The following is a 25,444-nucleotide window of genomic DNA, read 5'->3' as shown; positions in this document are numbered from 1 at the left end:
ATGCCGGCAAGGGATGTGACCGGGCTGATGACGTGCGCGCGGCTATCCCGCCATCAATTGCAATTGGGCGCGCCGCGCTCTGGCCGGCCGCGCTCAGCGCACCGGCTGGATCCGCACACGCATTTCGTCGTCTGCTGCCGGTTGGGCGGCGTCTGGCGCCGGCGCCTGTTGCGACGCCGGCTGTGCCGCCGGCGCCAGTGGCGCAGGTGCGCTGCGATGGCGCACCACCACCACCATGGCCACGGCGCCGATCACCAGCAGCAGCACCAGGCGGATGCGCCAGGCCCAGCTGCGCGCGCTGGCGCTGGAGCCGTTTTCGCCTTCGCGGAAGGTGTATTCCACATTCGGCAGGTCGCGGCGGGTGGTGTCCAGCAGGCGGGCGTCACGCAGCAGTTCGCGCGCGCGCGGCTGGTCGTTGGCATGCACGATCCACACGGTGGGCTGCGCCTGGGCGTGGCTCTGTTCCAGATAGCTGAACTGGCCGCCGCGCTTGCTCTGGTAAGAGCGGCCGTTGCTGATGCGGATCTCGATGCCCGCATCGCGCAATAGATTGGCGACGCCTTCGGCGGTTTCGATACGTTGACTGCTGAAGATCTTGCGCATGGTGGAAAACGCCGTTGGGTCCGGAACAGATGGCGCCGCTGGGGCGCCGGTTCAAGATGAAACATCAGGATGCGGAGTGCGCGGTCAGCTGAGCGTGGGCGCGCGGCGGTGGAGCATGCCAGCTTGCCGCTCCTGTGGCGCGCAGGGAGCACGTGCCTGGGCGCGTACCTCAGGGCCAGTACGAAACTTCAATCGACTACACGCGCTGCCGCGCTCCGGCGGTTACTCCCTGGCCGGCACGGCAATCGCGCTGCCCTCGGGCACCACCCGGATCAAGCCTTCCTGCGTGGTGCTGGCCACCAGCACTCCGTCGCGGGTGAAGAACTGCCCGCGCGCCAGGCCGCGCGCGCCTTGCGCAGTGGGGCTGTCCAGCGAATACAGCAGCCAGTCGTCGGTGCGGAACGGGCGATGGAACCACAGCGCATGATCGAGCGAGGCCATCTGCACATTCGGCGTGTAATAGCTGATGCCATGCGGAAACGTGGAGGTGCCCAGCAACTGGAAATCCGACGCGTACGCCAGCAGCACCTGATGCAGCCCCACATCGTCGCCGATCGGGTCGTTCAAGCGCAGCCACATCTGCTGGAACGGCGGGCGCTTGGGCGGCTTGAGTTCGTCGCGCGGAAGCACATGGCGAAACTCGAACGGGCCGCCGCGCGAGAGCCAGCGCTGCACCTTGGCCGGCAGTTTCGCCAACACCTCCGGCGCCAGCGGCGCGGCCGGTTCGATGTCTTCCGGTGGCGGCACCACCGGCATCGCCGACTGATGCTCGGCGCCGTCTTCGCGTTCCTGAAACGAGGCCGCGCAGAAAAAGATCACCTTGCCGTGCTGGATCGCCGTGACCCGGCGCACCGAAAAGCTGCCGCCATCGCGGGTGCGATCGACGTCGTAGACGATCGGGTGGTCGATATTGCCCGCACGCAGGAAATACGCGTGCAGCGAATGCGTCTGGCGCCCGTTCTCGACCGTCGCCTGCGCTGCCGACAATGCCTGTCCCAGTACCTGTCCGCCGAAGACGTACTTGGTGCCGATGTCGCGGCTCTGGCCGCGAAACAGGTTGTCCTCCAGGCGCTCCAGCGACAGCAGGCTGATCAGTTCGGAGACGACGGGTTCGGCAGTGGCGGACAAGGGACTGGCCTGGGCGTGCGACGGACCGCGATTATAGCGGCCCGCCCAAGGGGCGCTGCGAGGGCGCGGCTCAGGCCTTTTGCAGGCGCGCGACCAGGACGTGCAGCGCGGTTTGCGCATCCGCTGCGTACCAGCCATCGATGAAGCGCTCCAGCTGGATCAATTCCGGCGCCAGGGCCGCGCGCAGATCGGCACGCGCGATCGCACGCGTGGTCAGCATCGGTTGGCGCGGCAGCTGCTGCAGCTCCTGCAGCCATGCCACCGCACGCGCGGTGACCAACTCGCCATCGACCAGCTCGTCCACCAGGCCGATCGTGACCGCCTGTTCGGCCGGCAGCAGTTGCCCGGAGATCAGCAGGCGCTCGGCGCGGTGCGCACCGACCACGCGGCGCAACAGGCGCTGGATGCCCTCCGGCGCGGCAAGGCCCACTTGCACTTCATTGAGACCGATCGCATAGGGTTTGGCGGTATCGGCACTGCGCGCCATCACCCGGTAGTCGCAGCACAACGCCAGCACGCAGCCGCCGGCCGGGGCATGCCCGCCGATGGCTGCCACCACCGGCACGCGGCTGTTGGCCAGCGCCTGCGCCGCAGCGAAGAACGCGGTCCAACTGGCCAGCAGCGCGGCGCGGTCGGTGCCGTGCGCCAGCAGATGCGGCACATCCATGCCGCCGGAGAAAATCCGCTCGCTGCCCGACAGCACGATGCCATCGACCTCGTCGCCCGCCTGCTGCACCGCAACGCTCAACGCCTGGCACAGCGCGCTGTCCAGCGCATTGACCGGCGGACGCGCCAGACGGATTTCGCGAAGACGGCCATGGTCTAAGATCTGGATGCTCATTCGGGGCTCCTGGAGGTCGGGTCATGATAGACGGCAGTCGAAGCAGGTGGCGTATGCGTGCCGGCGTGTTGCTCGCGGCGTTGGCAGTGCTGGCAAGTGCGGGCGTGTCAGCGCAGTGCCTGCCCGAATTCAAGAACGGCTGGATCCGCATCCCGCCGCACGGAGGCATGGGCATGGCGGCCGGCTTCGGGCAGTTTCAAAACGGCTGTGCGCAGCCGCTGAAGATCACGGCAGCCACAAGCAGCGTGTTCGCCGATGTGTCGCTGCACGAAACCACGCAGACCAACGGCGTCAGCCGCATGCGTGCAGTGCCCGAACTGGCATTGCCGGCCGGCAAGTCGGTGCCGTTGGCGCCGGGCGGCCTGCACCTGATGTTGATGGATGCCAATGCGCCGCTGCAGGAAGGTGCACAGGTGCCGGTGAGCTTTACCTTGCAGGATGGTCGCCAGATCAAGGCCACGCTGGAAGCACGCAAACGCGCGCCAGGGTCCTGATCGTTCGTTCGCTGTCGCGCAGTCACACCAGCGTTCAAACGAAAACGGCAGCTCCTCACGGAGCCGCCGTTTTTTTGCGATGACGGAGTCAACGACCGCGCCGATCGGAACTCAGCTGCTGGCCGCGCGCACCGCATCCGGCAGCACGGCGCTCTTGCCGGTCTGCGTATCGATCCACACCACCACCACGTTGCCATCGGAGTACAGCTTGCTGTCGTCCTTCTGGTCGAAGATGCGGTGGCCGATGGTCACGCTGCTGTTGCCCAGCCGCTCCACGAACAGCTCCACGGTGATGTCGTTGGGCCAGATCAGCGGCTGCTTGTAATTGACGTTGGTGGCCGCAACCACCGGCGCAATGCGGTCGGTCATTGACACGCCTTGCACGCCCAGCATCCAGCGCACGCGCGCTTCTTCCAGATAGGAAATGTACTTGGCGTTGTTGACGTGGCCCATGCTGTCCATGTCACGCCAGCGCACGCTGATCGGGATGCGTGCCAGGATCTTGTGTTCGCTCATCAGCTTGCCTTCTTCTTCGCAGTCTTCTTGGTGGCGGACTTGGCGACCTTGGCCACCTTCTCCGGTTTGACCTTGCGCGGCGGGCGCGCATCGGGCTTGTTGGCCATCGCCGCCGGACGCGTCTCGCGCGCCTTCACCGACGGCAGCATCTTGGCCAGGAATTGCCCGGTGTAGGACGCCTTGTGCGCGGCCACATCTTCCGGCGTGCCGGAGACCAGGATGGTGCCGCCGCGGTGGCCGCCTTCCGGGCCCAGATCCACGATCCAGTCGGCGGTCTTGATCACGTCCAGATTGTGTTCGATCACCACCACTGTATTGCCTTCGTCGCGCAGCTTGTGCAACACGCCGAGCAAGGCTTCGATATCGTGGAAGTGCAGGCCGGTGGTCGGTTCATCCAGGATGTACAAGGTGCGTCCGGTATCGCGACGCGAGAGTTCCTTGGACAACTTGACGCGTTGCGCTTCACCGCCGGAGAGTGTGGTCGCGCTCTGGCCCAGCTTGATGTAGCTCAAGCCGACATCGACCAGCGTTTCCAGCTTGCGCGCAATCGACGGTACCGGCTCGAACAGGCGCAGCGCGTCTTCAACAGTCATCTGCAGCACGTCGCTGATGTTGAAACCCTTGTAACGGATCTCCAGCGTCTCGCGGTTATAGCGCTTGCCATGGCAGACATCGCATGGCACGTACACGTCGGGCAGGAAGTGCATCTCCACCTTGATCATGCCGTCGCCCTGGCAGGCCTCGCAGCGGCCGCCACGCACGTTGAAGCTGAAACGGCCAGGCGAATAACCGCGTGCACGCGATTCCGGCACCTGCGCAAACAGCTCGCGCAACGGCGTGAACATGCCGGTGTAGGTGGCCGGATTCGAGCGCGGCGTGCGCCCGATCGGCGACTGGTCGATATCCACCACCTTGTCGAACAGGTCCAGATTTTCGACCTCGCGATGCGGCGCCACCGTGTGCGAGGCGCCGTTGATTTCGTTGGCCGCCAGCGTGAACAAGGTATCGTTGATCAGTGTCGACTTGCCCGAGCCGGACACGCCGGTAATGCAGGTCAGCAGCCCGGCCGGAATGTCCAGATCGACGTTCTTGAGGTTGTTGCCGGTGGCCCCACGCAGATGCAGCATCATCTTCGGGTTGGGCTTGTGGCGCTGCTTCGGAATCTCGATGCGGCGCTTGCCCGACAGGTATTGCCCGGTCAGCGAACGCGGCGATTCCAGGATGTCCTGCAGCGTGCCTTGTGCGCAGATTTCACCACCATGCACGCCGGCACCCGGGCCGATGTCCAGCACATGGTCGGCCAGGCGGATCGCGTCTTCGTCATGCTCGACCACGATCACCGTATTGCCCAGATCGCGCAGCCGCGTCAGTGTGCCAAGCAGGCGTTCGTTGTCGCGCTGATGCAGGCCGATCGACGGCTCGTCCAGCACGTACATCACGCCCACCAGGCCGGCGCCGATCTGGCTGGCCAGGCGAATGCGTTGCGCCTCGCCGCCAGACAAGGTGTCGGCCTTGCGTTCCAGGGTCAGGTAATCCAGGCCCACATCGACCAGAAAGCCCAGCCGCTCGCCGATTTCCTTGACGATCTTGCTGGCGATCTCGCCGCGCCAACCCGGCAGCGACAAACCACGGAAAAAGCTCAGCGCCTCGTTGACCGGCAGCACCACCAGTTCCGGCAGCGGGCGATCGGCCACGAACACGTTGCGCGCAGCGCGATTCAGGCGCGTGCCGTTACAGGCCGGGCAGGGTTGCTGGCTGACGTACTTGGTCAGCTCTTCGCGCACGGCCGGCGATTCGGTTTCTCGGTAGCGGCGTTCCAGGTTCGGCAGAATGCCTTCGAAGCGGTGCTTGCGCGTGGTGCGCCCGCCCGCATCGGTGAAGTAGGTGAAGCTGATCACCTCATCGCCACTACCGAACAGCACCGCCTGGCGCACCTTGGCCGGCAGCGTGTTCCACACCGCATCCACGTCGAACTTGTAGTGCTTGGCCAGCGAGGCGATCAACTGAAAGTAATAGGCATTGCGCCGATCCCAACCACGTACCGCGCCGGCCGACAGCGACAGCTCGGGGTGCACGACCACGCGGTCCGGGTCGAAGAACTCGGCCACGCCCAGGCCATCGCAGCTTGGGCAGGCACCCACCGGCGCGTTGAAGGAAAACAAGCGCGGTTCCAGCTCCGGCAGCGAGTAATCGCACACCGGGCAGCTGTACTTGGACGAGAACAGATGCGGCGCGGCGGCCGGGTCGTCCAGCGACTGCACCGCCACCATGCCTTCGCCGAGCTTGAGCGCGGTTTCGAAACTTTCCGCCAGCCGCTGCTTGATGTCCTCGCGCGGACGGAAGCGGTCGATCACCGCCTCGATGGTGTGCTTCTGGCGCAGCGCCAGTGCCGGCACCGCATCGATCTCGTACAGCTCGCCGTCCACGCGCACGCGCACAAACCCCTGCGCGCGCAGTTGTTCGAAGACCTGCGCATGTTCGCCCTTGCGATCGCGGATCACCGGCGCCAGCAGCATGTAACGCTGTTCCTGGTCCTGGGTGAGCATGTGGTCGACCATCTGGCTGACCGTCTGCGCTTCCAGCGGAAAACCATGATCAGGGCAGCGCGGCTGGCCCACGCGTGCGTAGAGCAGGCGCAGGTAGTCGTAGATCTCGGTGATGGTGCCGACGGTGGAACGCGGGTTGTGCGAGGTGGACTTTTGCTCGATCGAGATGGCCGGGGACAGGCCTTCGATGTGGTCCAGGTCCGGCTTTTCCATCACGCTGAGGAACTGGCGCGCATACGCCGACAGCGACTCGACGTAGCGGCGCTGGCCTTCTGCATAGATGGTGTCGAACGCCAACGACGACTTGCCCGAACCGGACAGGCCGGTGATCACGATCAATTTGTCGCGAGGCAGGTCGAGATCGATGTTCTTGAGGTTGTGCGTCCGCGCGCCGCGGATGCGGATGAAATCCATCGCCATGGGGGATCCGATGTCGGGCCGGCGAACCGGCAGTGGTGCGAGCGTGCTCAGCAGGAATGAGTGGCAGTCGATCAGCCTACCCGCCGACCTAAGTGAGGGCAATTGCCGCAAATGCCAGTCTGACCGGGCCGCTGTGGCGGCCGGATGATGCGTTGCATTGGCGCGATTGCGCTCGGTTGCGGCGAGCCGGCTTGCCGTCGGTCGGAAACCGGCCGGCATCCGGCTTGCGGGTTGACCCGAAACCCGCTAGGCCAGTACAATCCCGCTCCTGTCTGCCCCAGGGCACGTCAGATGCGACCATAATAACTACAGAGGAACACCTGGTCATGTACGCAGTTCTGGTAACCGGCGGTAAGCAATACCGCGTCGCGCAGGGCGAAACGCTCCGCGTGGAAAAGCTCGAAGTCGAAGCTGGCAACGAGATCACCTTCGACACCGTCCTGATGCTGGGCGATAGCGATGGCATCAAGCTGGGCGATGCGCTGAAGGGCGCCTCGGTCACCGCCAAGGTCGTGGCCCATGGCCGCGCCGACAAGGTGCGCATCATCAAGTTCCGTCGCCGCAAGCACCACATGAAGCGTCAGGGACACCGTCAGTACTACACCGAAATCGAGATCACCGGCATTGCCGGTGGCGACAAGAAGTAAGGAGAACCAGTCATGGCACATAAAAAGGGCGTAGGTTCCTCGCGCAACGGTCGCGATTCGAACCCGAAGTACCTCGGCGTGAAGATCTTTGGTGGCCAGGCCATCGACGCCGGCAACATCATCGTGCGTCAGCGCGGCACCCAGTTCCATCCGGGCGCCGGCGTCGGCCTCGGCCGTGACCACACCCTGTTCGCCCTGGTGAACGGCAAGGTGGAGTTCTCGGTCAAGGGTGCGAAGAAGCGTCGTACCGTCAGCGTGGTTGCCGAGGCGTAATCGCCCGCTCCATGCAGGCCGGTTCGCAGCGCAGTAATGCGCTGTGAACGAAACGGAAAGCCCCGCTTCGGCGGGGTTTTTTGTTTGAAGGCCGGGAGTCGGGAATGGGGAATCGGGAATCGCAAAAGCGGTTCTGCGCCCCGACCGGATTCTGCGGCCGTGCCGGCAAGCATTCTTGCTGGCAGGAAGCGGCCACTCGCTGTGCCGATTCCCTATTCCCCATTCTCAATTCCCGGTTGCAAGCTCATGAAGTTAGTCGACGAAGCAGAAATCCTGGTCACCGCCGGTAATGGCGGCAACGGCTGTGTCGGCTTTCGCCGCGAGAAGTTCATTCCGCTGGGTGGGCCCGATGGTGGCGATGGCGGTAGTGGCGGCAGCGTCTGGATCGTGGCCGACGAGAACGTCAATACGCTGGTCGATTTCCGCCATGAGCGCACCTTCAAGGCGCAGCGCGGCGAGAACGGCATGGGCCGTCAGGCCTACGGCAAGGGCGGCGAAGACCGCATCATCGTGGTGCCGGTCGGCACCGTGGTGATGAACGTGCAGACCGACGAAGTCATCGGCGACCTCACCCAGCATGGCGATCGCTTGCTGGTGGCCAAGGGCGGCAAGGGCGGCCTGGGCAACATGCATTTCAAAAGCTCGGTCAACCGCGCGCCGCGCCAGTCCACCACTGGTGAAGAGGGCGAGGAGCGCTTGCTCAAGCTGGAACTGAAGCTGCTGGCCGACGTTGGCCTGCTGGGCTTCCCGAATGCCGGCAAGAGCACCCTGATCCGTGCGGTGTCGTCGGCCACGCCGAAGGTGGCCGATTATCCGTTTACGACCCTGTATCCGAATCTGGGCGTGGTCAGCGTCGAGGCGTACCGCAGCTTCGTGATTGCCGATGTGCCGGGCCTGATCGAAGGTGCTGCCGACGGCGCCGGTCTGGGTACGCAGTTCCTGCGCCATCTGCAGCGCACCCGCCTGTTGCTGCATCTGGTGGATATGGCGCCGATGGATGGTGGCGTGGACGGTGTATCGCCGGCCGAGCAGGTGCGCACCCTCGAGCGCGAGCTCGAACGCCATGATCCCGAATTGCTGAAGAAGCCGCGCTGGCTGGTGCTCAACAAGGCCGACCTGATGTTCGAAGACGAGGCGCGTGCGGCCGCTGAAGCCATCGTGGCCGAGCTGGGCTGGACGGCGCCGTGGTACCTGGTGTCCGCCCTCGGGCGCGACGGCACCTTCCCGATCATGAAAGACGTCATGGCGTTCTTCGACCGCCAGCGCGAAGACGAGCTCGATGCGCGCAATGCGGTCTGAGTGCGGGCGCAGGCACACAAAAACCCGGCCAAGGCCGGGTTTTTCTGTATTGCCGGAAGCCAGGCTCCCGGCAATGAACCAACTGATCGCTTACGCGGCCTTGATGGCCTTGATGCGAGCGGTCAGGCGGCTCTTGTGACGCGCAGCCTTGTTCTTGTGAATCAGGCCACGGGCGCTGAAACGGTCGAGGATGGGCTGAGCAACGGCGAAAGCGGCTTCGGCGCCTGCAGCATCGTTGGCGTCAAGGGCCTTGATCACCTTCTTGACGGCGGTGCGCAGCATCGAACGCTGACCGGTGTTGCGCTCATTGCGCACAATGGTCTGCTTGGCGCGCTTCTTGGCGGACTTGATATTGGCCACGGTGGTGGGTTCCTGAAAAATCGGTATGGTGGAAAAAGCAAGCGCGAAAGTATGATGGACCCAGATATGTACGTCAAGTCAGTTGTCAAGAGGGATGCAGCGTGAGCAAGCCCGGCATGTTGAGAGGCCTGCTCTCATTCAGTAGTATGACCATGATCTCGCGGGTGCTGGGCCTGATCCGCGACCAGGCGATCTCCACCACCTTCGGCGCCAATGCGGTGACCGACGCGTTCTGGGTGGCGTTCCGGATTCCCAATTTCCTGCGCCGGTTATTTGCCGAAGGCTCGTTCGCCACCGCGTTCGTGCCGGTGTTCACCGAGGTCAAGGAGACCCGCCCGCACGCCGATCTGCGCGAGTTGATGGCGCGCGTGTCCGGTACCTTGGGCGGGATGTTGCTGGTGATCACCGCGCTGGGATTGATCTTCACCCCGCAGCTGGCCGCGGTGTTTTCCGATGGCGCGGCTACCGATCCGGAAAAATACGGTTTATTGGTCGATCTGCTGCGGCTGACCTTCCCATTCCTGCTGTTCGTCTCGTTGACGGCGCTGGCCGGCGGCGCGCTCAACAGCTTCCAGCGCTTCGCCATTCCGGCGCTGACGCCGGTGATCCTCAACCTGTGCATGATCGCCGGCGCCTTGTGGTTGGCGCCGCGGCTGGAAGTGCCGATCCTGGCGCTGGGCTGGGCGGTGCTGGTCGCCGGCGCGTTGCAGCTGTTGTTCCAGCTGCCGGCGTTGAAGGGCATCGACCTGCTGACGCTGCCGCGCTGGGGCTGGAATCACCCGGATGTGCGCAAGGTGCTGACCTTGATGATCCCGACCCTGTTCGGCTCGTCGATCGCGCAGATCAACCTGATGCTGGATACGGTGATCGCCGCGCGCCTGGCCGATGGCTCGCAATCGTGGCTGTCGTTGGCCGACCGGTTCCTGGAGCTGCCGCTGGGCGTGTTCGGGGTGGCGCTGGGTACGGTGATCCTGCCGGCGCTGGCCCGCCATCACGTCAAGACCGACCGCACTGCCTTCTCCGGCGCGTTGGACTGGGGGTTTCGCACCACGCTGCTGATCGCGATGCCGGCGATGCTGGGCTTGCTGTTGCTGGCCGAGCCGCTGGTGGCGACCTTGTTCCAGTACCGCCAGTTCACCGCCTTCGATACGCGCATGACCGCGATGTCGGTGTACGGCCTGAGCTTCGGTCTGCCGGCTTACGCCATGCTCAAGGTGCTGCTGCCGGCCTTCTATGCGCGCCAGGACACCCGCACCCCGGTGCGTGCCGGCGTGGCGGCGCTGATCGCCAACATGGTGTTCAACTTCGCGCTGCTGGCAGTGGTGTATCAGGTCATGGTACCGCCCGAGCTCAAGGCGCAGGGCGTGATGCAGGCGCTGGGCAAGCAGCCGGGCCTGCACCTGGCGCTGGGCATCGCCAGTGCGTTGTCGAGTTATCTCAACCTGGGATTGCTGTGGTACTGGCTGGGCAAATCCGGCGTGTATCAGCGCCGGCCAGGGTGGGGCAGCTATGCGTTGCGTCTGCTGCTGGCGTGTGCGGCCATGGTGGCAGTGCTGCTGAGCCTGCTGTGGTGGCTGCCGTCGTTTACGCAGATGGACAAGTGGAGCCGCATTGGCTGGCTGGCAGTGCTGGTGGGCAGCGGCGGGGCGACCTATCTGGTCGCGCAGCTGGCACTGGGGCTACGGCCGCGGCATCTGCGCGAAGGCTAGGGCGACTGTCGAAGTGAGTGGGTGTGCTGCAAGGCCGCCTGGGCTGTGGCGTATTTCGGGCAACCAATCGCACTGCGATCAATCGGGCGCTGCCGCGCCCAAGTGCGCACCCATGCGGCTTGACAGGCCCGGCTATACTTGCAGGTTATGTATCAGCGAGGGTCGGCCGCCAGGCCGGCATCTGTTTGGAACGAGGAATGAGCAGGCTGTTTAGAGACGTCGAGGGCGGGACGCTGTTCCCGCGCGGAAGCGTGGTCTGCATCGGTGCCTTCGATGGCCTGCACCTTGGGCATCGGACGCTGGTGCAGCACGCCGTGGCGCGTGCGCGCGTCCTTGGCGTGCCGGCAGTGGCAGTGAGCTTCGAGCCGTTGCCGCGCGAATTTTTTGCGCCCGCTGCGCCGCCGCCGCGCCTGACCCTGGCGCGTGCCAAGATCGAAGGCCTGTACGGTTTTGGCGCCGACAGCGTGGGCATGATCCGTTTCGACGGTCGTCTGTCGAAGATGAGCGCGGAAGATTTCGTGCGGCTGGCACTGGTTGGCCGGCTATGCGCGCGCGAGGTCTGGATCGGCCCGGAATTCCGCTTTGGTCATCGGCGCGGTGGTGACATCGGCCTGCTGCGTACGCTCGGCGAACAGCATGGCTTTGCGGCCGGCGAAATCGCACCGGTGCATCTGCACGGCGAGCGGATTTCGGCAACGCGCATTCGCGAACTGCTCGGCACCGGCGAATTCGCCCATGCCGGCGACTTGCTGGGCCGCCCGTACGCCATCGGTGGCCGGGTGGTGCGCGGCAAGCAGCTCGGTCGCACCTTGGGTTATCCCACGGCCAACTTGCGCTTTCCGCGCACGCCGGCGTTGTCGGGAATCTATGCGACCTGGGTGCACGGTGTGGCCGAGACGCCATGGCCATCTGTCTCGAGCTTCGGCACGCGGCCGACGGTGGCCGGTGTGGAGCCGCTGCTGGAAGCGCATCTGTTCGATTTTCAGGGCGATCTGTATGGCCGGCACATCGAAGTGGAATTCGTCGCCAAGCTGCGCGACGAAGAAAAGTTCGATGGCCTTGAGGCGCTGACCGTGCAGATGTACCGCGATGCCGCCAAGGCGCGTGCCGTGCTCGCTGCTAGCCCTTCGCGATTGCTTGCCGCCGACCGGGACCTTGCCCGCTCCGTCGGTTCTTTCCTGGATGGTCGACATGGCAGTTCTTCGCAGCGCGCTGCAGATGCAGATGCCCTGGATGCGACGCCTTTGCAAGATCCCCGCACATCACCTCACGCAGCGCAACGGTAGATTCCTGTGACCCAAGACTACAAAGCCACTCTCCATCTGCCTGCGACGGAATTTCCGATGCGCGGCGACCTGCCCAAGCGCGAGCCGGCGATGCTGGACCGCTGGGAGCGCGAGGGCCTGTATGCGCAGCTGCGCGCAAACGCGGCCGGGCGCCCGCTGTTCGTGCTGCACGACGGCCCGCCGTACGCCAACGGCCAGATCCATCTCGGCCATGCGGTCAACAAGATCCTCAAGGACATCATCGTCAAGTCGAAGTATCTGGCTGGCTTCGATGCGCCTTACATCCCCGGCTGGGATTGCCATGGCTTGCCGATCGAAATTGCGATCGAGAAGAAATACGGCAAGGTTGGCGTCAAGCTCGACGCAGCGCAGTTCCGCCAGAAATGCCGCGAATACGCGGCCGAGCAGATCGATCTGCAGCGCCGCGATTTCAAGCGCCTGGGCGTGGTCGGCGATTGGGACAACCCGTACAAGACGCTGGATTTCCGCTTCGAAGCCAACGAGCTGCGCGCGCTGGCCAAGATCGTCGACAACGGCCATCTGACCCGCGGCGTCAAGCCGGTGCACTGGTGCTTCGACTGCGGTTCGGCGCTGGCCGAAGCCGAGATCGAGTACGCCGACAAGGTGTCGCCGACGGTGGACATCGCCTATCCGGCGCGCGATCCGGGCGCTGTCGCTGCCGCATTCGGTGCGGCGCTACCGGCGGGCGTGGGCGTAGCAGTGCCGATCTGGACCACCACGCCATGGACGCTGCCGGCCTCGCTGGCGGTCAGCCTGGGTGCGGAACTGGATTACGTGCTGGTCGAAGGCCCGGCCGAGCGCGGCCAACCGCGTTGGTTGGTAATCGCCGAAGCATTGGCGGCCAAGGCACTGTCGCGCTACGGCGTGGACGAGGTGGTGGTGCATGGCCATGCCAAGGGCGCAGCGCTGGAGCAACTGCTGTTGAACCACCCGTTCTATGCCGAACGTGAGATCCCGCTGCTGCTGGGCGACCATGTGTCGGCCGAGGACGGTACCGGTGCGGTGCACACCGCGCCAGGGCATGGTCAGGAGGATTACCAGGTCTCCAAGCACTACGGGCTGCTGGAGCGCTACGGCGCTGCGCAGATCAACCCGGTGGACGGGCGCGGCGTTTATCTGCCATCGACCCCGCCGCTGGGCGACACCGTGCTGGCCGGGCTGCATATCTGGAAGGCCAACGACGTCATCATCGACGCGCTGCGCGACACCGGTGTGTTGCTGGCCGCCAGCAAGATGGAGCACAGCTATCCGCACTGCTGGCGCCACAAAACGCCGATCGCCTTCCGCGCCACGCCGCAGTGGTTCTTTTCGATGGAGCAGGCGCATCTGCGCGCCGATGCGCTCAAGGCGATCGAACAGGTGACCTGGTATCCGGCCTGGGGCCAGGCACGTATCGCCGGCATGGTCGAAGGCCGCCCGGACTGGACCATCTCGCGGCAGCGCACCTGGGGCGTGCCGATCGCCCTGTTCGTGCATCGCGAAACCGGCGAGCCGCATCCGCGCAGCACCGAGCTGCTGCGCCAGGTGGCCGACCGGGTGGAGCAGGGCGGCGTGGACGTCTGGTACACGCTGGAAGCGGCCGACCTGCTGGGCGACGAAGCGGCCGATTACGACAAGATCACCGACATCCTGGATGTGTGGTTCGACTCGGGCGTGACCCACGAGGCGGTGCTGGTGGACCGCGGCCTGCCCACGCCGGCCGACCTGTATCTGGAAGGCTCCGATCAGCACCGCGGCTGGTTCCAGTCCTCGCTGCTGACCGGCGTGGCGATGAATAAGGCGGCGCCGTACAAGCAGTGCCTTACCCATGGTTTCACCGTGGACGAGCACGGCCGCAAGATGTCCAAGTCGCTGGGCAACGGCATCGAGCCGCAGGACATCATGAAGACCCTGGGCGCGGACATCCTGCGCCTGTGGATCGCATCGGCCGACTACAGCAACGAGATGTCGCTGTCGCAGGAGATCCTCAAGCGCAACGCCGATGCCTATCGCCGCCTGCGCAACACTGCGCGTTTCCTGCTCGGCAACCTGCATGGCTTCGACCCGCTGCAGCATCTGGTGGCGTTGGACGACATGGTGCTGCTGGACCGCTGGATCGTGCATCGCGCGCATGAGCTGCAGGAAAAGATCGTGGCCGCCTACGCCCGTTACGACTTCGCCGAGATCGTGCAGGCGCTGCTGAATTTCTGCAGCGTGGATCTGGGCTCGTTGTACCTGGATGTCACCAAGGACCGTCTGTACACGATGGCCGAAGACGCGCGCGGCCGGCGTTCGGCGCAGAGCGCGATGTATCACGTCGCCGAAGCGTTCGTGCGCTGGGTGGCGCCGGTGCTGACCTTCACTGCCGAAGAGTTGTGGGCGTATCTGCCGGGCGCGCATGTCGGCAACGTGCTGTTCGCCACCTGGTACGACGGCCTGGCGCCATTGCCGGCCGATGCCGCGCTGACCAGTGCCGACGTCGACAAGCTGCTGGCCCTGCGCGAGCAGGTGGCCAAGGTGCTGGAACCGATGCGTGCCAATGGTGCGATCGGTGCGGCACTGGAAGCGGAGATCACCGTGGCCGTCGATGCGCAGACCGCCGCGCGCTGGCAGCCGCTGGCCGAGGAGCTGCGCTTTTTGTTCATCAGTGGCGATGTCACCGTGACCGCGGCCAGCACCGACGACATCTTCGTCAGCGCGCAGCCCACGACCAAGGCCAAGTGCGTGCGCTGCTGGCATCACCAGGCCAGCGTGGGCAGCGACCCGCGTCACCCGGAACTGTGCAGCCGCTGCGTCAGCAATATCGAAGGCCCCGGCGAGGTGCGTCGCTGGTTCTGATGCAGGGCAACGTCGGCAGCGTGTGGCGGAAGATGTCGCTACACGCTGCCGAGGTCCTTCATTGCAACGCGCTTTGCTGGAGTAGCTTGCCGCGTCACGCGGATTGAAGCGCCGCACGTTCGCCTGGCGCCGCACGCATCGCTATCGTCGCGCCCGCTTGCTGAAGCGTGGCGCATGCGACAACGCGGGGCAGGGCAGCTGACCGAAGCCTGCATGCCATCCTCGTCTGCCTGTCATCCAGTGTTCGCCTTCGTTCTCTGCAATTCTCATCTGTGCCATCGCCCACGCCATCCAGGCATCTTCTCCGGCGTCGGAGAAGCCACCATCACCTGCGACCTTCCAACATGAGTCAACGACCCAACCCCTCCGCCCTGATCTGGCTGCTGCTGTCCGCCCTCGTGGTCGGGCTCGACCAGTGGAGCAAGGCCTGGGTGCTGTCCAGCCTGCCCGAATACACCGCCGTGCCGGTGATCGACGGGTTCTGGAACTGGTATCGCACCTACAACACCGGCGCGGCATTCAGCTTCTTGAGCGATGCCGGCGGCTGGCAGCTGTGGTTCTTCACCGCATTGGCAGTGGGCATCAGCGGCCTGCTGGCGTTCTGGCTGTCGCGCACCGCGCGCGGGCACTGGCGCAGCGCGCTGCCATACGCGCTGGTGATCGGCGGGGCGATCGGCAACGTGATCGACCGGCTGATGCACGGCCACGTGGTCGATTTCATCCAGTGGTACATCGGTAGCCACACCTGGCCGTCGTTCAACATCGCCGATTCGGCCATTGTGGGCGGTGCGATCGGGATCGCCGTGTTCGGGCTGTTCGACAAATCCGGCAATCGCGAGTCCGGAACCGGGAATCCGCGCTGAAGCGAGCCCGGCAGACGCATGCCCGCCGGTCCGACCCCTCTTTCTCCATTCCCGTAGAATGCCCGCCATGGATGTCCTGCTCGCCAATCCCCGTGGTTTTTGTGCCGGTGTCGACCGTGCGATCGAGATCGTCAAGCGTGCGATCGAGACGCTGGGCGCGCCGATCTATGTGCGCCACGAAGTCGTGCACAACCGCTTCGTGGTGGACGACCTCAAACAGCGCGGCGCGATTTTCGTCGAAGAGCTCGACGAAGTGCCCGATAACGCCACCGTGATCTTCAGCGCCCACGGCGTCTCACAGGCAGTGCGTCAGGAGGCTGAACGCCGCGGCTTGAAGGTGTTCGACGCCACCTGTCCGCTGGTGACCAAGGTGCATTTCGAGGTGGCACGGCACTGCCGGGCCGGGCGCGACGTAGTGCTGATCGGCCATGCCGGGCACCCGGAAGTGGAAGGCACGATGGGCCAGTGGAGTCGCGAGCGCGGTCCGGGCGCGATCTACCTGGTCGAGGATATCGAGCAGGTTGCCACGCTGCAGATCAATCAGCCGGACAACCTGGCCTACACCACCCAGACCACGCTGTCGGTCGACGACACCATGGGGATTATCGAAGCCCTGCGCGCGCGCTACCCGGCGATGCAGGGGCCGCGCCACGACGATATCTGCTACGCCACCCAGAACCGCCAGGACGCGGTGCGCGACCTGGCACGCCAGTGCGATCTGGTATTGGTGGTCGGTTCGCCCAATAGCTCCAATTCCAACCGATTGAGTGAGCTTGCCCGCCGCGACGGGGTGGAGTCCTACCTGATCGACAACGCCAGCGAGATCGACCCGGCCTGGATTGTGGGCAAGCAGCAGATCGGCCTGACCGCCGGCGCTTCTGCGCCGCAGGTGCTGGTCGATGGTGTGCTGGCGCGCTTGCGCGAGTTGGGCGCAGGCACTGTGTCCGAGCTGGAGGGCGAACCGGAATCGATGGTGTTCGCGCTGCCCAAGGAATTGCGGCTGCGTCTGGTCAGCTGATCGTGCGACGGCGGCCAACAATGGTCGGGCAGGGTGGGCAGCGTATGGATCCACCGCAACCGACGCCAGCCACGCAGTGCACGGCCGCCTCGGCGATTGACCAGCCCCCGGCTCCGCTCCTACAATGGAGGGCTAGCCGGAATAGCTCAGTTGGTAGAGCGGCGCATTCGTAATGCGTAGGTCGTAGGTTCGATTCCTATTTCCGGCACCATTGCTTCAGCGCTGGGTCGGCCCTCGGTCGGCCCAGTTGCGTTTGGCGTATTTCAACCAGTTTTCGCATGCAATCCGGTGCGGCTGCAGGCTGCAGGCTGCGGGCTGCGGGCTGCAGCGGCGGTGGTTATGATCTTTTTTCGGTTGCGCTGCACTGCGACAACATGTCGCACGGTATTGCGCAAATTTATTGCGGCGGACCAGCGCCGATGGGTTTCGCGCAGGTGCAGCAAAGATTAAAATTGAGGCGTCACTCCGTGACTTCGATCTGCGCGGGCCAGCCTTCAAAAGGAAGGTCGCCGTCGGATATCTCCTTAGCGGGAGGCGAAGCGCGGCTGGCGTTCCTTCGCACTTGGATCGACCGATGATTCCGCTGAACCACCTCGGGCGTTTACTTCGTCCAGGTCTGATGTTGCCGTTCCTGCTGCTGGCAGGTTGCAACTCGGCCATCCTCAATCCGAAAGGCCAGATCGGCCACGATGAGAAGCAACTGCTGATCACCTCTGTGGTGTTGATGCTGATCGTGGTCATCCCGGTGATCGTGATGACGATTGCGTTCGCGTGGAAATACCGCGCATCCAATACGAAGGCGCGCTACGAGCCGGATTGGTCGCACTCCACCGCCATCGAAGTGGTGGTCTGGTCGATCCCGTGCGTGATCATCCTGGTCCTGGCGGTGCTGACCTGGCGCTCGTCGCACGCGCTGGATCCTTACCGGCCGCTGGATTCGGACGTCAAGCCGATCAATATCGAGGCGGTGTCGCTGGACTGGAAGTGGATGTTCATCTACCCGGATCAGGGCATCGCCACGGTCAACGAAATTGTGTTCCCTGTGCATGCTCCGCTGAACTTCAAGATCACCTCCGACACGGTGATGAATGCCTTCTTCATTCCACACCTGGGCAGCATGATCTATTCGATGGCAGGCATGGAGACCAAGCTGCACCTGATTGCTGACGAGCCGGGCGAATATTTCGGTCTGTCCAGCAATTACAGTGGTCATGGTTTCTCGAAGATGAGCTTCGTGGCGCGTGCCACAGATCAGGCCGGCTTCGAGGCGTGGGTGGCCAAGGTCAAGGCGTCGCCGAAAGTGCTGACCGCTGCTGAATACCAGGTGCTGGCCGCCAATCGCAACGATAAGGAGCAGTATCCGGTTACCTATTATTCTGCGGTACCAGACGGCATGTTCCGGTCGCTGATCGATAAATACATGATGGGTAGCCATCATTCTGAAAGCCATGCCGGCGGTAAGGCAACGGTCGTAGAGCCGTTTGCTATGTGTACTTCGGAGACAACTGATGTTAGGTAAGCTGACGATCGAGGCGGTTCCGTACCATGAGCCGATCATCATGATTGCTCTCGGTGGCGCGGGCCTGCTCGGCCTGCTCATCGCAGGTGCCATCACCAAGTACAAGCTGTGGGGCTACCTTTGGACGGAGTGGTTCACCTCCGTGGATCACAAGCGCATCGGTGTGATGTACATCATCGTGGCGCTCGTCATGCTGCTACGCGGTTTTGCCGATGCGGCGATGATGCGCACCCAGCAGGCGCTGGCGGGTAACGGCGGCGAAGGCGTGCTGCCGCCGCACCATTACGACCAGATCTTTACTGCGCACGGCGTGATCATGATCTTCTTCATGGCCATGCCGTTGATGACCGGGTTGTTGAACCTGGTCGTGCCGCTGCAGATCGGTGCGCGCGATGTGGCGTTTCCGTTCCTCAACTCGCTGAGCTTCTGGCTGTTCGTGGCCGGTGCGGCGCTGATCAACATTTCGCTGGGCGTTGGTGAGTTCGCGCAGACCGGCTGGCTGGCGTATCCGCCGCTGTCGGGGCTGGAATACAGTCCAGGGGTCGGTGTCGACTACTACATCTGGGCGTTGCAGATCTCCGGCTTGGGCACGTTGCTGACCGGCGTCAACTTCTTCGTGACGATCATGCGGATGCGCGCACCGGGTATGACCCTGATGCGCATGCCGATCTTCACCTGGACGGCGTTGATCACCAACATCCTGATCATCGCTGCGTTCCCGATCCTGACCGTGGCACTGGCGCTGCTGGGTGCCGACCGTTACCTGGGCACGCACTTCTTTACCAACGACGGTGGCGGCAACGCCATGATGTACGTCAACCTGATCTGGATCTGGGGTCACCCGGAGGTCTACATCCTGATCCTGCCGGCGTTCGGCATCTTCTCGGAGTTGATCGCCACCTACAGCCGCAAGCGTTTGTTTGGTTACACCTCGATGGTGTACGCCACCTCGTGCATCGGTGTGTTGTCGTTCGTGGTGTGGTTGCACCACTTCTTCACCATGGGCTCGGGCGCCAACGTCAATGCCTTCTTCGGCATCACGACGATGATCATCTCGATCCCGACCGGCGTGAAGATCTTCAACTGGCTGTTCACCATGTTCCGCGGTCGCGTGCACATGACCTCGCCGGTGCTGTGGACGATCGGCTTCATCATCACCTTCACCATCGGCGGCATGACCGGCGTGATGCTGGCGATTCCGGCCGTGGACTTCGTGCTGCACAACAGCCTGTTCCTGATCGCACATTTCCATAACGTGATCATCGGCGGCGTGGTGTTCGGTTACCTGGCGGGTCTGACCTACTGGTTCCCCAAGGCGTTCGGCTTCAAGCTCAACGAGAAGATCGGCAAGGCCTCGTTCTGGTGCTGGATCATCGGTTTCTTCGTGGCCTTCATGCCGCTGTATGTGCTCGGCTTCATGGGCATGACACGCCGCATGAGCACCTATAACCACCCCGAGTGGGCGCCGTGGCTGTACGTGGCTGCAGTAGGCGCTGCAATCATCGGCATGGGTATCTTCTTGAACCTGTTGCAGATCGCCTACAGCGTCTGGAAACGTAAGGAGCATATGGACTACACGGGCGATCCGTGGGACGGCCGCACGCTGGAGTGGGCGACCTCTTCGCCGCCGCCTTTCTACAATTTCGCCGTGCTGCCGCACATCGAAGACCGCGACCAGTTCTGGGCCGACAAGCAGAACGGTAAGGGTTGGGTGCGTCCGTCCAAGTACGAGGCCATCCACATGCCGCGCAACACGGGTGCAGGCGTGTATATCGGTGCCTTCAGCGTGTTGATGGGCTTCGGTCTGATCTGGCACATCTGGTGGCTGGCCATCATCGGCCTGGTCGGCATGATCGGTAGCTTCATCGTACGTACCTTCGACGACGACATCGATTACTGGGTGCCGGCCGACGAAGTGGAACGCATCGAAAATGCGCGCTTCGCCTTGCTCGAACAGCAACAAGCGGCGCAGGCCGCGAAGGTGGTATGACCATGTCTTCCTCGACCACGCTTGACCACGCCGCCCATGCGGGCGGGCACGACGACCACGAGCATCACGACGGCGGTGGCAACACCGTCTTCGGGTTCTGGGTCTATCTGATGAGCGACTGCCTGCTGTTTGCTGGTCTGTTCGCGACCTATGCGGTGCTCTCGGGCGCCACGGTGGATGGGCCGACCGCCAAAGAGCTGTTCGATCTGAAGTTCGTGTTGGTGGAAACCTTCGTGCTGTTGTTCAGTAGCTTGAGTTTTGGCCTTGCGATGATTTCAGCGCACAAGCGCAGCATGGCCGGGCTGTATGGCTGGTTGGGCGTGACCGCGCTGCTGGGTATCGGCTTTCTGTGCATGGAAGTCTGGGAATTCAATCACCTGATCCATGAGGGTGCGGGTCCGGGGCGCAGCGCGTTCCTGTCCGCTTTCTTCACCCTGGTCGGGACCCACGGCTTGCACGTGGCGTCGGGCCTGCTGTGGATGGCGGTGCTGGTGATCCAGATCTCCAAGAACGGCCTGACTGCGCGCAACAGCACGCGTCTGGCGTGCCTGAGCCTGTTCTGGCACTTCCTGGACATCATCTGGATCGGTGTGTTTACCGTCGTCTACCTGCTGGGAGCGCTGTAATGGCCAATCACCACCACACCGAGACCGCGGCCGATGCACATGCCGGCGGTCTGAAGTCCTACCTGATCGGTTTTGTCATGGCCGTCATCCTCACCGTCATCCCGTTTGCGATGGTGATGAGCGGGGCGTTCTCCAGGGGCGTCACCATCGTCGTGATTTCGGTCATGGCCGCCGTGCAGATGCTGGTGCATATGGTGTACTTCCTGCATATGGATCGCACGCCCGAGCAGCGTTCCAACGTGCAGGTGGGCCTGTTCTCGTTGCTGATCATCGGTATCGTGATCGTCGGTTCGCTGTGGGTGCTTCACAACATGAACGTCAACATGATGCATTGAGACGGCACCCGCCGGATCGACGCACCGTTGAAGAAGAAGCCGCCAAGTGATTGGTGGCTTTTTTTTAAGCGTCAATCGCCCGCAGCATGACCAATGGCATACGGGGAAGCTCAGGCAGGCGCTTAGCATCGTGGGCTTGCCTGTTCCAGGTCACCTGCGGAGTTGCGATGAAAATGCCCACCCTGTTGTTCGTGTCGCTGCTGGCAGCGCTGTCGTTGCCCGCTGCCGCGCAAACCGCGCCGCCGCAGGACGTGCCGTTCGAGGGCACCTTGAAGATCGACGTGGATGCCACCGACCTGGCGCACCGCATCTTCAAGGTCAAGACCACCATGCCGGCCAAGCCGGGCCCAATGACGCTGCTGTATCCGCAGTGGATCCCCGGCAACCACTCGCCGACCGGCCCGATCGACAAACTGGCCGGTCTGGTGATCAAGGTTGATGGGAAGGTGGTGCCATGGACGCGCGATCAATTCGACGTCTACGCGTTCAAGGTGGACGTGCCGCAGGGCGCCACCGAGCTGACCGCCGAGTTCAAGTTCCTCTCGCCGCAGGCCCCTAGCCAGGGCCGGGTGATGATGACCCCGGAAATGCTCAACCTGCAATGGAACACTACGGCGCTGTATCCGGCCGGTTACTTCGCGCGCAACATCAAGGCGCAGGCCAGCGTCACCCTGCCGGCCGGCTGGAGCTATGCCACCGCGCTGGAAACCGATCGCCGCGTCGGCGACACGGTGAGCTTCAAGCCGATCGATTTCGACGATCTGGTCGATTCACCGATGTTCGCCGGCAAGTATTACAAGCGCCTGGAGCTGAGTACCGGGAAGCAGCCGATTTACCTCAATGTGTTTGCCGACGAGGCCAAGTCGCTGGAGGCCAAGCCGGAGCAGATCAAGGCGCATGCCGCGCTGGTCCAGCAGATGGACAAGCTCTATGGCGCGCGCCATTTCGATCACTACGAATTCCTGCTGGCGCTGACCAAGAAGTTGGGCGGCATCGGCCTGGAGCATCACCGTTCCAGCGAAAACAGCGGCGTGCCGACCTACTTCACCGAGTGGGACAAGAGCTGGACCGGGCGCGACCTGCTCGCGCACGAATTCAACCATTCCTGGAACGGCAAGTATCGCCGTGGCGCCGATCTGGCCACGCCCAATTTCAACGTGCCGATGGGCGACAGCCTGCTGTGGTTGTACGAAGGCCAGACCCAGTTCTGGGGCGAGGTGATGGCTGCGCGGTCCGGGTTGTGGACGCAGGATCAGGCCCGCGACATGCTGGCCGGCGTGGCGGCCCAGTACGAGCGTGGTCGCCCCGGCATGGCCTGGCGCACGGTGCAGGACACCACCAACGACCCGACCATGTCGATGCGCCGCCCGAAGGCGTACCGCAACTATCAGATGAGCGAGGATTACTATTCCGGCGGCCAGATGATGTGGCTGGAAGTGGACAGCAAGCTGCGCGCGTTGACCAACAACAAGCGCTCCATCGACGATTTCGGCAAGGCGTTCTTCGGTATGAAGAACGGCGATTGGGACGTCAACCCATACACCTTCGACGACATCGTGAGCACGCTCAACGGCGTGGCGGCGTACGACTGGGCGAGCCTGTTGCGCGAGCGCATGAACGGGCACGGCTCGTTGAATGGCGGCATCGAAGCCAATGGCTGGAAGCTGGTCTACACCGAAGAGCCGAACCTGGCCACAAAGGCCGACGAGAGCGATGACAAGGACGCCAGCCTGACTTATTCGCTTGGCCTGTCCCTGAAAGCCTCGGGCGAAATCAGCGATGTGCTGTGGGACGGCCCTGCGTTCAATGCGGGCCTGATTACCGGCAACACCATCATTGCGGTCAATGGCCGCGCTTTCAGCGCAGACGTGATCAAGGACGCCATCAAGGCGGCCAAGGGCGCCACCGCGCCGATCGAACTGCTGGTCAAGCGCCTGGACCGCTACGACACCGTGCGCATCGATTATCACGGCGGCCTGTTGTACCCGCATCTGGAACGCATCGCCGGCAAACCGGATCGCCTGAGCGAGTTGTACAAGGCGCGCTAAGCGATGCACTCCCACGGCATTGCGTAACGTGGGAGGTGGAGCCAAAGCTGCCTGACTGGTCGTGCCGGTCAGGCAGCTTTTTTGTAGGTGCATCAATGCATCAATGCCTCGGCGCATCGATGTGATCCGAGACCGGCGGCAACGAGACATCGGCGAGCGCATGTGCATCGTCTGCACGCAAGTCATTGCATAGCGCAACAGATCGTCTTCGACTCTGACGATTCCCGCATCCCGCATCCCGCATCCCGCATCCCGAATCCCGAATCCCGAATCCCGAATCCCGAATCCCGAATCCCGAATCCCGAATCCCGCAAGGCTCGCGTCGCGCACGTTGAGACCGTCAGCCACTATCCTGATGCTTCAGCAACGACGGACAGGAACGATGGCGAAGGCGAAAACGGCCTATGTCTGCGGCGAGTGCGGCGCCGAGTACAACAAGTGGCAGGGGCAGTGCACCGACTGCGGTGTCTGGAACACGCTGAGCGAAATCGTGCTCGAAAGCGCCACGCCGGGCGGCAAGGCCTCGCCTGCGGCATCGCGGCGCAGCGGCTGGGCCGGCAAGGCCGAGGCGCCCAAGATCACCGCGCTCAAGGACGTGCAGCAGTCCGAGCAGGCGCGCGTGTCCACCGGCATCGGCGAGTTCGACCGGGTGCTGGGCGGCGGGCTGGTGGAAGGAGCGGTGGTGTTGATCGGCGGCGACCCGGGTATCGGCAAGTCGACGTTGCTGCTGCAGGCGCTGGCCAGCATGGCTACCACGCTGCCGGTGCTGTATGTCACCGGCGAAGAGTCTCTGGCGCAGGTCGCCGGGCGCGCGGTGCGGCTGGATCTGCCGCTGGAAGGCCTGAACGCCCTGGCCGAAACCGGTATCGAAAACATCCTGCAGCACGCCAGCGTGGCGCGGCCCAAGCTGATCGTGGCCGATTCGGTGCAGACCTTGTGGACCGAATCGCTGACCGCAGCACCAGGCTCGGTGAGCCAGGTGCGCGAGAGCGCGGCGCGGCTGGTGCGTTACGCCAAGGAAACCGGCACCGCCGTGTTTCTGGTCGGCCATGTGACCAAGGAAGGCGGCATTGCCGGCCCGCGCGTGCTCGAGCACATGGTCGATGCGGTGCTGTATTTCGAAGGCGAGAGCGGCAGCCGGTTCCGTTTGCTGCGCGCGTTCAAGAACCGCTTCGGTGCGGTCAACGAGCTGGGCGTGTTCGCGATGGGTGAGAAGGGCCTCAAGGAGGTCTCCAATCCGTCGGCCATCTTCCTGTCCGGCGGCAGCACCCAGCAGCCGGGCAGTTGCGTGATGGTCACCCGCGAAGGGACCCGCCCGCTGATGGTGGAGGTGCAGGCATTGGTGGATGCCTCGCCGTTGTCCAACCCGCGTCGGGTTGCGGTGGGGCTGGAGCAGAACCGGCTGGCGATGTTGCTGGCGGTGCTGCATCGGCACGGCGGCATCGTGGTGGGCGATCAGGACGTGTTCGTCAATGTGGTCGGCGGCATCCGCGTGCAGGAAACTGCGGCGGATTTGCCGGTGCTGCTGGCAGTGCTGTCGTCGCTACGCGACCGGCCGTTGGCCGAAAAGACCATCGCGTTCGGCGAAGTGGGACTGTCCGGTGAAATCCGCCCGGTGCCCAATGGCGAAGACCGCCTGAAGGAAGCCGCCACGCATGGCTTCAAGCGCGCGATCGTGCCCCGCGCCAACGCGCCCAAGACGACCAGCATCAAAGGCATGGAAATCATCGCGGTGGAGCGATTGAGCCAGGCACTGGAAGCGGCCGCCGACTGAGGTCTACGCATGGCCTGCCGGTGGAGTGATCTGTGCATGCGGCGACGTTGTTGTGCGTCGCCGGATGCGCGGCCTCGGCCGTGGTGGCGGCTGGGTGCTGCCATCGCTTCTGCCGATTGCCGTCTGGTCACCGGTGAGCGATCAGCTTGGCGCCGATCAGCGATATCGACTCGACGCTCGGATGCGAGAGACGCGCAAGCCCGTCGCGCGCCTTGCGAGGCGCAGCAAGTCGGTGGGCTGCGCTCATCGCGCTGTGCCTGCACCCCCTGCAAACCGTTTGTCGGACGAGCGCCATTATTGCATTTGCTTTT

The 25,444-nt window shown here is 63.9% G+C and carries 21 protein-coding genes and 1 tRNA gene; 16 read left to right on the top strand and 6 right to left on the bottom strand.

All coding sequences use genetic code 11. The annotated features are described in order from the left end of the window. Positions 1 to 93: 93 nt before the first annotated feature. The 3 genes from A7D16_RS10185 to A7D16_RS10175 form a co-directional block, all read right to left on the bottom strand. Positions 94 to 603 carry a putative signal transducing protein gene (locus A7D16_RS10185; RefSeq protein WP_064632285.1) on the bottom strand — a complete coding sequence of 170 codons (510 nt, stop codon included), beginning with the start codon at positions 601 to 603 and terminating at the stop codon, positions 94 to 96. Between the two features lie 222 nt (positions 604 to 825). Then, positions 826 to 1,731 (bottom strand): acyl-CoA thioesterase II, encoded by a 906-nt coding sequence (gene tesB / locus A7D16_RS10180; protein WP_064632283.1) that lies wholly within the window; start codon positions 1,729 to 1,731, stop codon positions 826 to 828. A 70-nt stretch (positions 1,732 to 1,801) separates the two neighbouring features. Continuing rightward, positions 1,802 to 2,572: an enoyl-CoA hydratase/isomerase family protein gene (locus A7D16_RS10175; protein ID WP_064632281.1), complete on the bottom strand. Its 771-nt coding sequence runs from the start codon at positions 2,570 to 2,572 to the stop codon at positions 1,802 to 1,804. Between the two features lie 65 nt (positions 2,573 to 2,637). Here A7D16_RS10175 and A7D16_RS10170 point away from each other — a divergent pair, with 65 nt between their 5' ends. Beyond that, positions 2,638 to 3,066 carry a copper chaperone PCu(A)C gene (locus A7D16_RS10170; RefSeq protein ID WP_064632402.1) on the top strand — a complete coding sequence of 143 codons (429 nt, stop codon included), beginning with the start codon at positions 2,638 to 2,640 and terminating at the stop codon, positions 3,064 to 3,066. A gap of 111 nt (positions 3,067 to 3,177) precedes the next feature. Here the strand turns inward: A7D16_RS10170 and A7D16_RS10165 are convergent, their stop codons facing one another. After that, positions 3,178 to 3,582: an acyl-CoA thioesterase gene (locus A7D16_RS10165; RefSeq protein WP_064632279.1), complete on the bottom strand. Its 405-nt coding sequence runs from the start codon at positions 3,580 to 3,582 to the stop codon at positions 3,178 to 3,180. After that, positions 3,582 to 6,548, bottom strand: coding sequence for an excinuclease ABC subunit UvrA (gene uvrA / locus A7D16_RS10160; protein WP_064632277.1), 2,967 nt, complete (start codon positions 6,546 to 6,548; stop codon positions 3,582 to 3,584). The genes A7D16_RS10165 and uvrA overlap by 1 nt, the downstream gene beginning before the upstream one ends. A gap of 326 nt (positions 6,549 to 6,874) precedes the next feature. Here uvrA and rplU point away from each other — a divergent pair, with 326 nt between their 5' ends. The 3 genes from rplU to obgE all read left to right on the top strand — a co-directional run bounded on the left by rplU (position 6,875) and on the right by obgE (position 8,767). Further along, positions 6,875 to 7,195 (top strand): 50S ribosomal protein L21, encoded by a 321-nt coding sequence (gene rplU, locus A7D16_RS10155; RefSeq protein ID WP_064632274.1) that lies wholly within the window; start codon positions 6,875 to 6,877, stop codon positions 7,193 to 7,195. Between the two features lie 12 nt (positions 7,196 to 7,207). Continuing rightward, positions 7,208 to 7,468 carry a 50S ribosomal protein L27 gene (gene rpmA / locus A7D16_RS10150; RefSeq protein ID WP_002807880.1) on the top strand — a complete coding sequence of 87 codons (261 nt, stop codon included), beginning with the start codon at positions 7,208 to 7,210 and terminating at the stop codon, positions 7,466 to 7,468. A 246-nt stretch (positions 7,469 to 7,714) separates the two neighbouring features. Next, positions 7,715 to 8,767, top strand: a complete 1,053-nt coding sequence (gene obgE / locus A7D16_RS10145; protein WP_064632272.1) for a GTPase ObgE — start codon at positions 7,715 to 7,717, stop codon at positions 8,765 to 8,767. A 90-nt stretch (positions 8,768 to 8,857) separates the two neighbouring features. On the opposite strand, the gene rpsT is transcribed toward obgE, so the two are convergent. Next, positions 8,858 to 9,127 carry a 30S ribosomal protein S20 gene (gene rpsT, locus A7D16_RS10140; protein WP_003484323.1) on the bottom strand — a complete coding sequence of 90 codons (270 nt, stop codon included), beginning with the start codon at positions 9,125 to 9,127 and terminating at the stop codon, positions 8,858 to 8,860. A 116-nt stretch (positions 9,128 to 9,243) separates the two neighbouring features. Between rpsT and murJ the strand changes: the two genes are divergently transcribed. The 12 genes from murJ (at position 9,244) to radA (ending at position 25,133) form a co-directional block, all read left to right on the top strand. Beyond that, positions 9,244 to 10,836, top strand: a complete 1,593-nt coding sequence (gene murJ, locus A7D16_RS10135; protein ID WP_064632400.1) for a murein biosynthesis integral membrane protein MurJ — start codon at positions 9,244 to 9,246, stop codon at positions 10,834 to 10,836. A 197-nt stretch (positions 10,837 to 11,033) separates the two neighbouring features. After that, a complete protein-coding gene (locus tag A7D16_RS10130; protein WP_082925779.1) occupies positions 11,034 to 12,122 on the top strand; it encodes a bifunctional riboflavin kinase/FAD synthetase in 1,089 nt (362 codons plus the stop codon). Between the two features lie 6 nt (positions 12,123 to 12,128). After that, a complete protein-coding gene (gene ileS / locus A7D16_RS10125; RefSeq protein WP_064632267.1) occupies positions 12,129 to 14,960 on the top strand; it encodes an isoleucine--tRNA ligase in 2,832 nt (943 codons plus the stop codon). Between the two features lie 344 nt (positions 14,961 to 15,304). After that, positions 15,305 to 15,823, top strand: a complete 519-nt coding sequence (gene lspA / locus A7D16_RS10120) for a signal peptidase II (protein WP_064632265.1) — start codon at positions 15,305 to 15,307, stop codon at positions 15,821 to 15,823. A gap of 67 nt (positions 15,824 to 15,890) precedes the next feature. Beyond that, complete coding sequence (gene ispH / locus A7D16_RS10115; protein ID WP_064632263.1) at positions 15,891 to 16,841, top strand: 4-hydroxy-3-methylbut-2-enyl diphosphate reductase; 951 nt, start codon at positions 15,891 to 15,893, stop codon at positions 16,839 to 16,841. A 135-nt stretch (positions 16,842 to 16,976) separates the two neighbouring features. Beyond that, positions 16,977 to 17,052 (top strand) — tRNA-Thr (locus A7D16_RS10110). Positions 17,053 to 17,415: 363 nt separating this feature from the next. After that, positions 17,416 to 18,360 (top strand): ubiquinol oxidase subunit II, encoded by a 945-nt coding sequence (gene cyoA, locus A7D16_RS10105; RefSeq protein ID WP_064632261.1) that lies wholly within the window; start codon positions 17,416 to 17,418, stop codon positions 18,358 to 18,360. Then, entirely contained in the window at positions 18,350 to 20,350 is a 2,001-nt protein-coding gene (gene cyoB / locus A7D16_RS10100; RefSeq protein ID WP_064632259.1) for a cytochrome o ubiquinol oxidase subunit I, read from the top strand. The genes cyoA and cyoB overlap by 11 nt, the downstream gene beginning before the upstream one ends. Continuing rightward, complete coding sequence (cyoC, locus tag A7D16_RS10095; protein ID WP_181920389.1) at positions 20,347 to 20,976, top strand: cytochrome o ubiquinol oxidase subunit III; 630 nt, start codon at positions 20,347 to 20,349, stop codon at positions 20,974 to 20,976. The genes cyoB and cyoC overlap by 4 nt, the downstream gene beginning before the upstream one ends. Continuing rightward, positions 20,976 to 21,311, top strand: coding sequence for a cytochrome o ubiquinol oxidase subunit IV (gene cyoD, locus A7D16_RS10090; protein WP_064632257.1), 336 nt, complete (start codon positions 20,976 to 20,978; stop codon positions 21,309 to 21,311). Before cyoC ends, cyoD begins: the two co-directional genes overlap by 1 nt. A 167-nt stretch (positions 21,312 to 21,478) precedes the next feature. Next, entirely contained in the window at positions 21,479 to 23,359 is a 1,881-nt protein-coding gene (locus A7D16_RS10085) for a M61 family metallopeptidase (protein ID WP_161945031.1), read from the top strand. A gap of 382 nt (positions 23,360 to 23,741) precedes the next feature. After that, on the top strand, positions 23,742 to 25,133 hold the full coding sequence (gene radA, locus A7D16_RS10080; protein ID WP_064632255.1) for a DNA repair protein RadA: 1,392 nt from the start codon (positions 23,742 to 23,744) through the stop codon (positions 25,131 to 25,133). Positions 25,134 to 25,444: the final 311 nt, after the last annotated feature.

Source organism: Xanthomonas nasturtii (genome assembly GCF_001660815.1).
GTDB classification, from domain to species: Bacteria; Pseudomonadota; Gammaproteobacteria; order Xanthomonadales; family Xanthomonadaceae; genus Xanthomonas; species Xanthomonas nasturtii.
Note: the sequence above shows the minus strand (reverse complement) of the source record. Positions and strands in the feature narration are given on the sequence as shown.

Coding starts and splice junctions, on each gene's coding strand:
- cyoA (WP_064632261.1), top strand. CDS start 17,416: ATGATTCCGCTGAACCACCTCGGGCGTTTACTTCGTCCAGGTCTGATG.
- A7D16_RS10085 (WP_161945031.1), top strand. CDS start 21,479: ATGAAAATGCCCACCCTGTTGTTCGTGTCGCTGCTGGCAGCGCTGTCG.
- ispH (WP_064632263.1), top strand. CDS start 15,891: ATGGATGTCCTGCTCGCCAATCCCCGTGGTTTTTGTGCCGGTGTCGAC.
- A7D16_RS10175 (WP_064632281.1), bottom strand. CDS start 2,572: ATGAGCATCCAGATCTTAGACCATGGCCGTCTTCGCGAAATCCGTCTG.
- murJ (WP_064632400.1), top strand. CDS start 9,244: ATGTTGAGAGGCCTGCTCTCATTCAGTAGTATGACCATGATCTCGCGG.
- lspA (WP_064632265.1), top strand. CDS start 15,305: ATGAGTCAACGACCCAACCCCTCCGCCCTGATCTGGCTGCTGCTGTCC.
- cyoD (WP_064632257.1), top strand. CDS start 20,976: ATGGCCAATCACCACCACACCGAGACCGCGGCCGATGCACATGCCGGC.
- A7D16_RS10185 (WP_064632285.1), bottom strand. CDS start 603: ATGCGCAAGATCTTCAGCAGTCAACGTATCGAAACCGCCGAAGGCGTC.
- rpmA (WP_002807880.1), top strand. CDS start 7,208: ATGGCACATAAAAAGGGCGTAGGTTCCTCGCGCAACGGTCGCGATTCG.
- obgE (WP_064632272.1), top strand. CDS start 7,715: ATGAAGTTAGTCGACGAAGCAGAAATCCTGGTCACCGCCGGTAATGGC.
- uvrA (WP_064632277.1), bottom strand. CDS start 6,548: ATGGCGATGGATTTCATCCGCATCCGCGGCGCGCGGACGCACAACCTC.
- cyoC (WP_181920389.1), top strand. CDS start 20,347: ATGACCATGTCTTCCTCGACCACGCTTGACCACGCCGCCCATGCGGGC.
- radA (WP_064632255.1), top strand. CDS start 23,742: ATGGCGAAGGCGAAAACGGCCTATGTCTGCGGCGAGTGCGGCGCCGAG.
- A7D16_RS10130 (WP_082925779.1), top strand. CDS start 11,034: ATGAGCAGGCTGTTTAGAGACGTCGAGGGCGGGACGCTGTTCCCGCGC.
- A7D16_RS10165 (WP_064632279.1), bottom strand. CDS start 3,582: ATGAGCGAACACAAGATCCTGGCACGCATCCCGATCAGCGTGCGCTGG.
- rplU (WP_064632274.1), top strand. CDS start 6,875: ATGTACGCAGTTCTGGTAACCGGCGGTAAGCAATACCGCGTCGCGCAG.
- cyoB (WP_064632259.1), top strand. CDS start 18,350: ATGTTAGGTAAGCTGACGATCGAGGCGGTTCCGTACCATGAGCCGATC.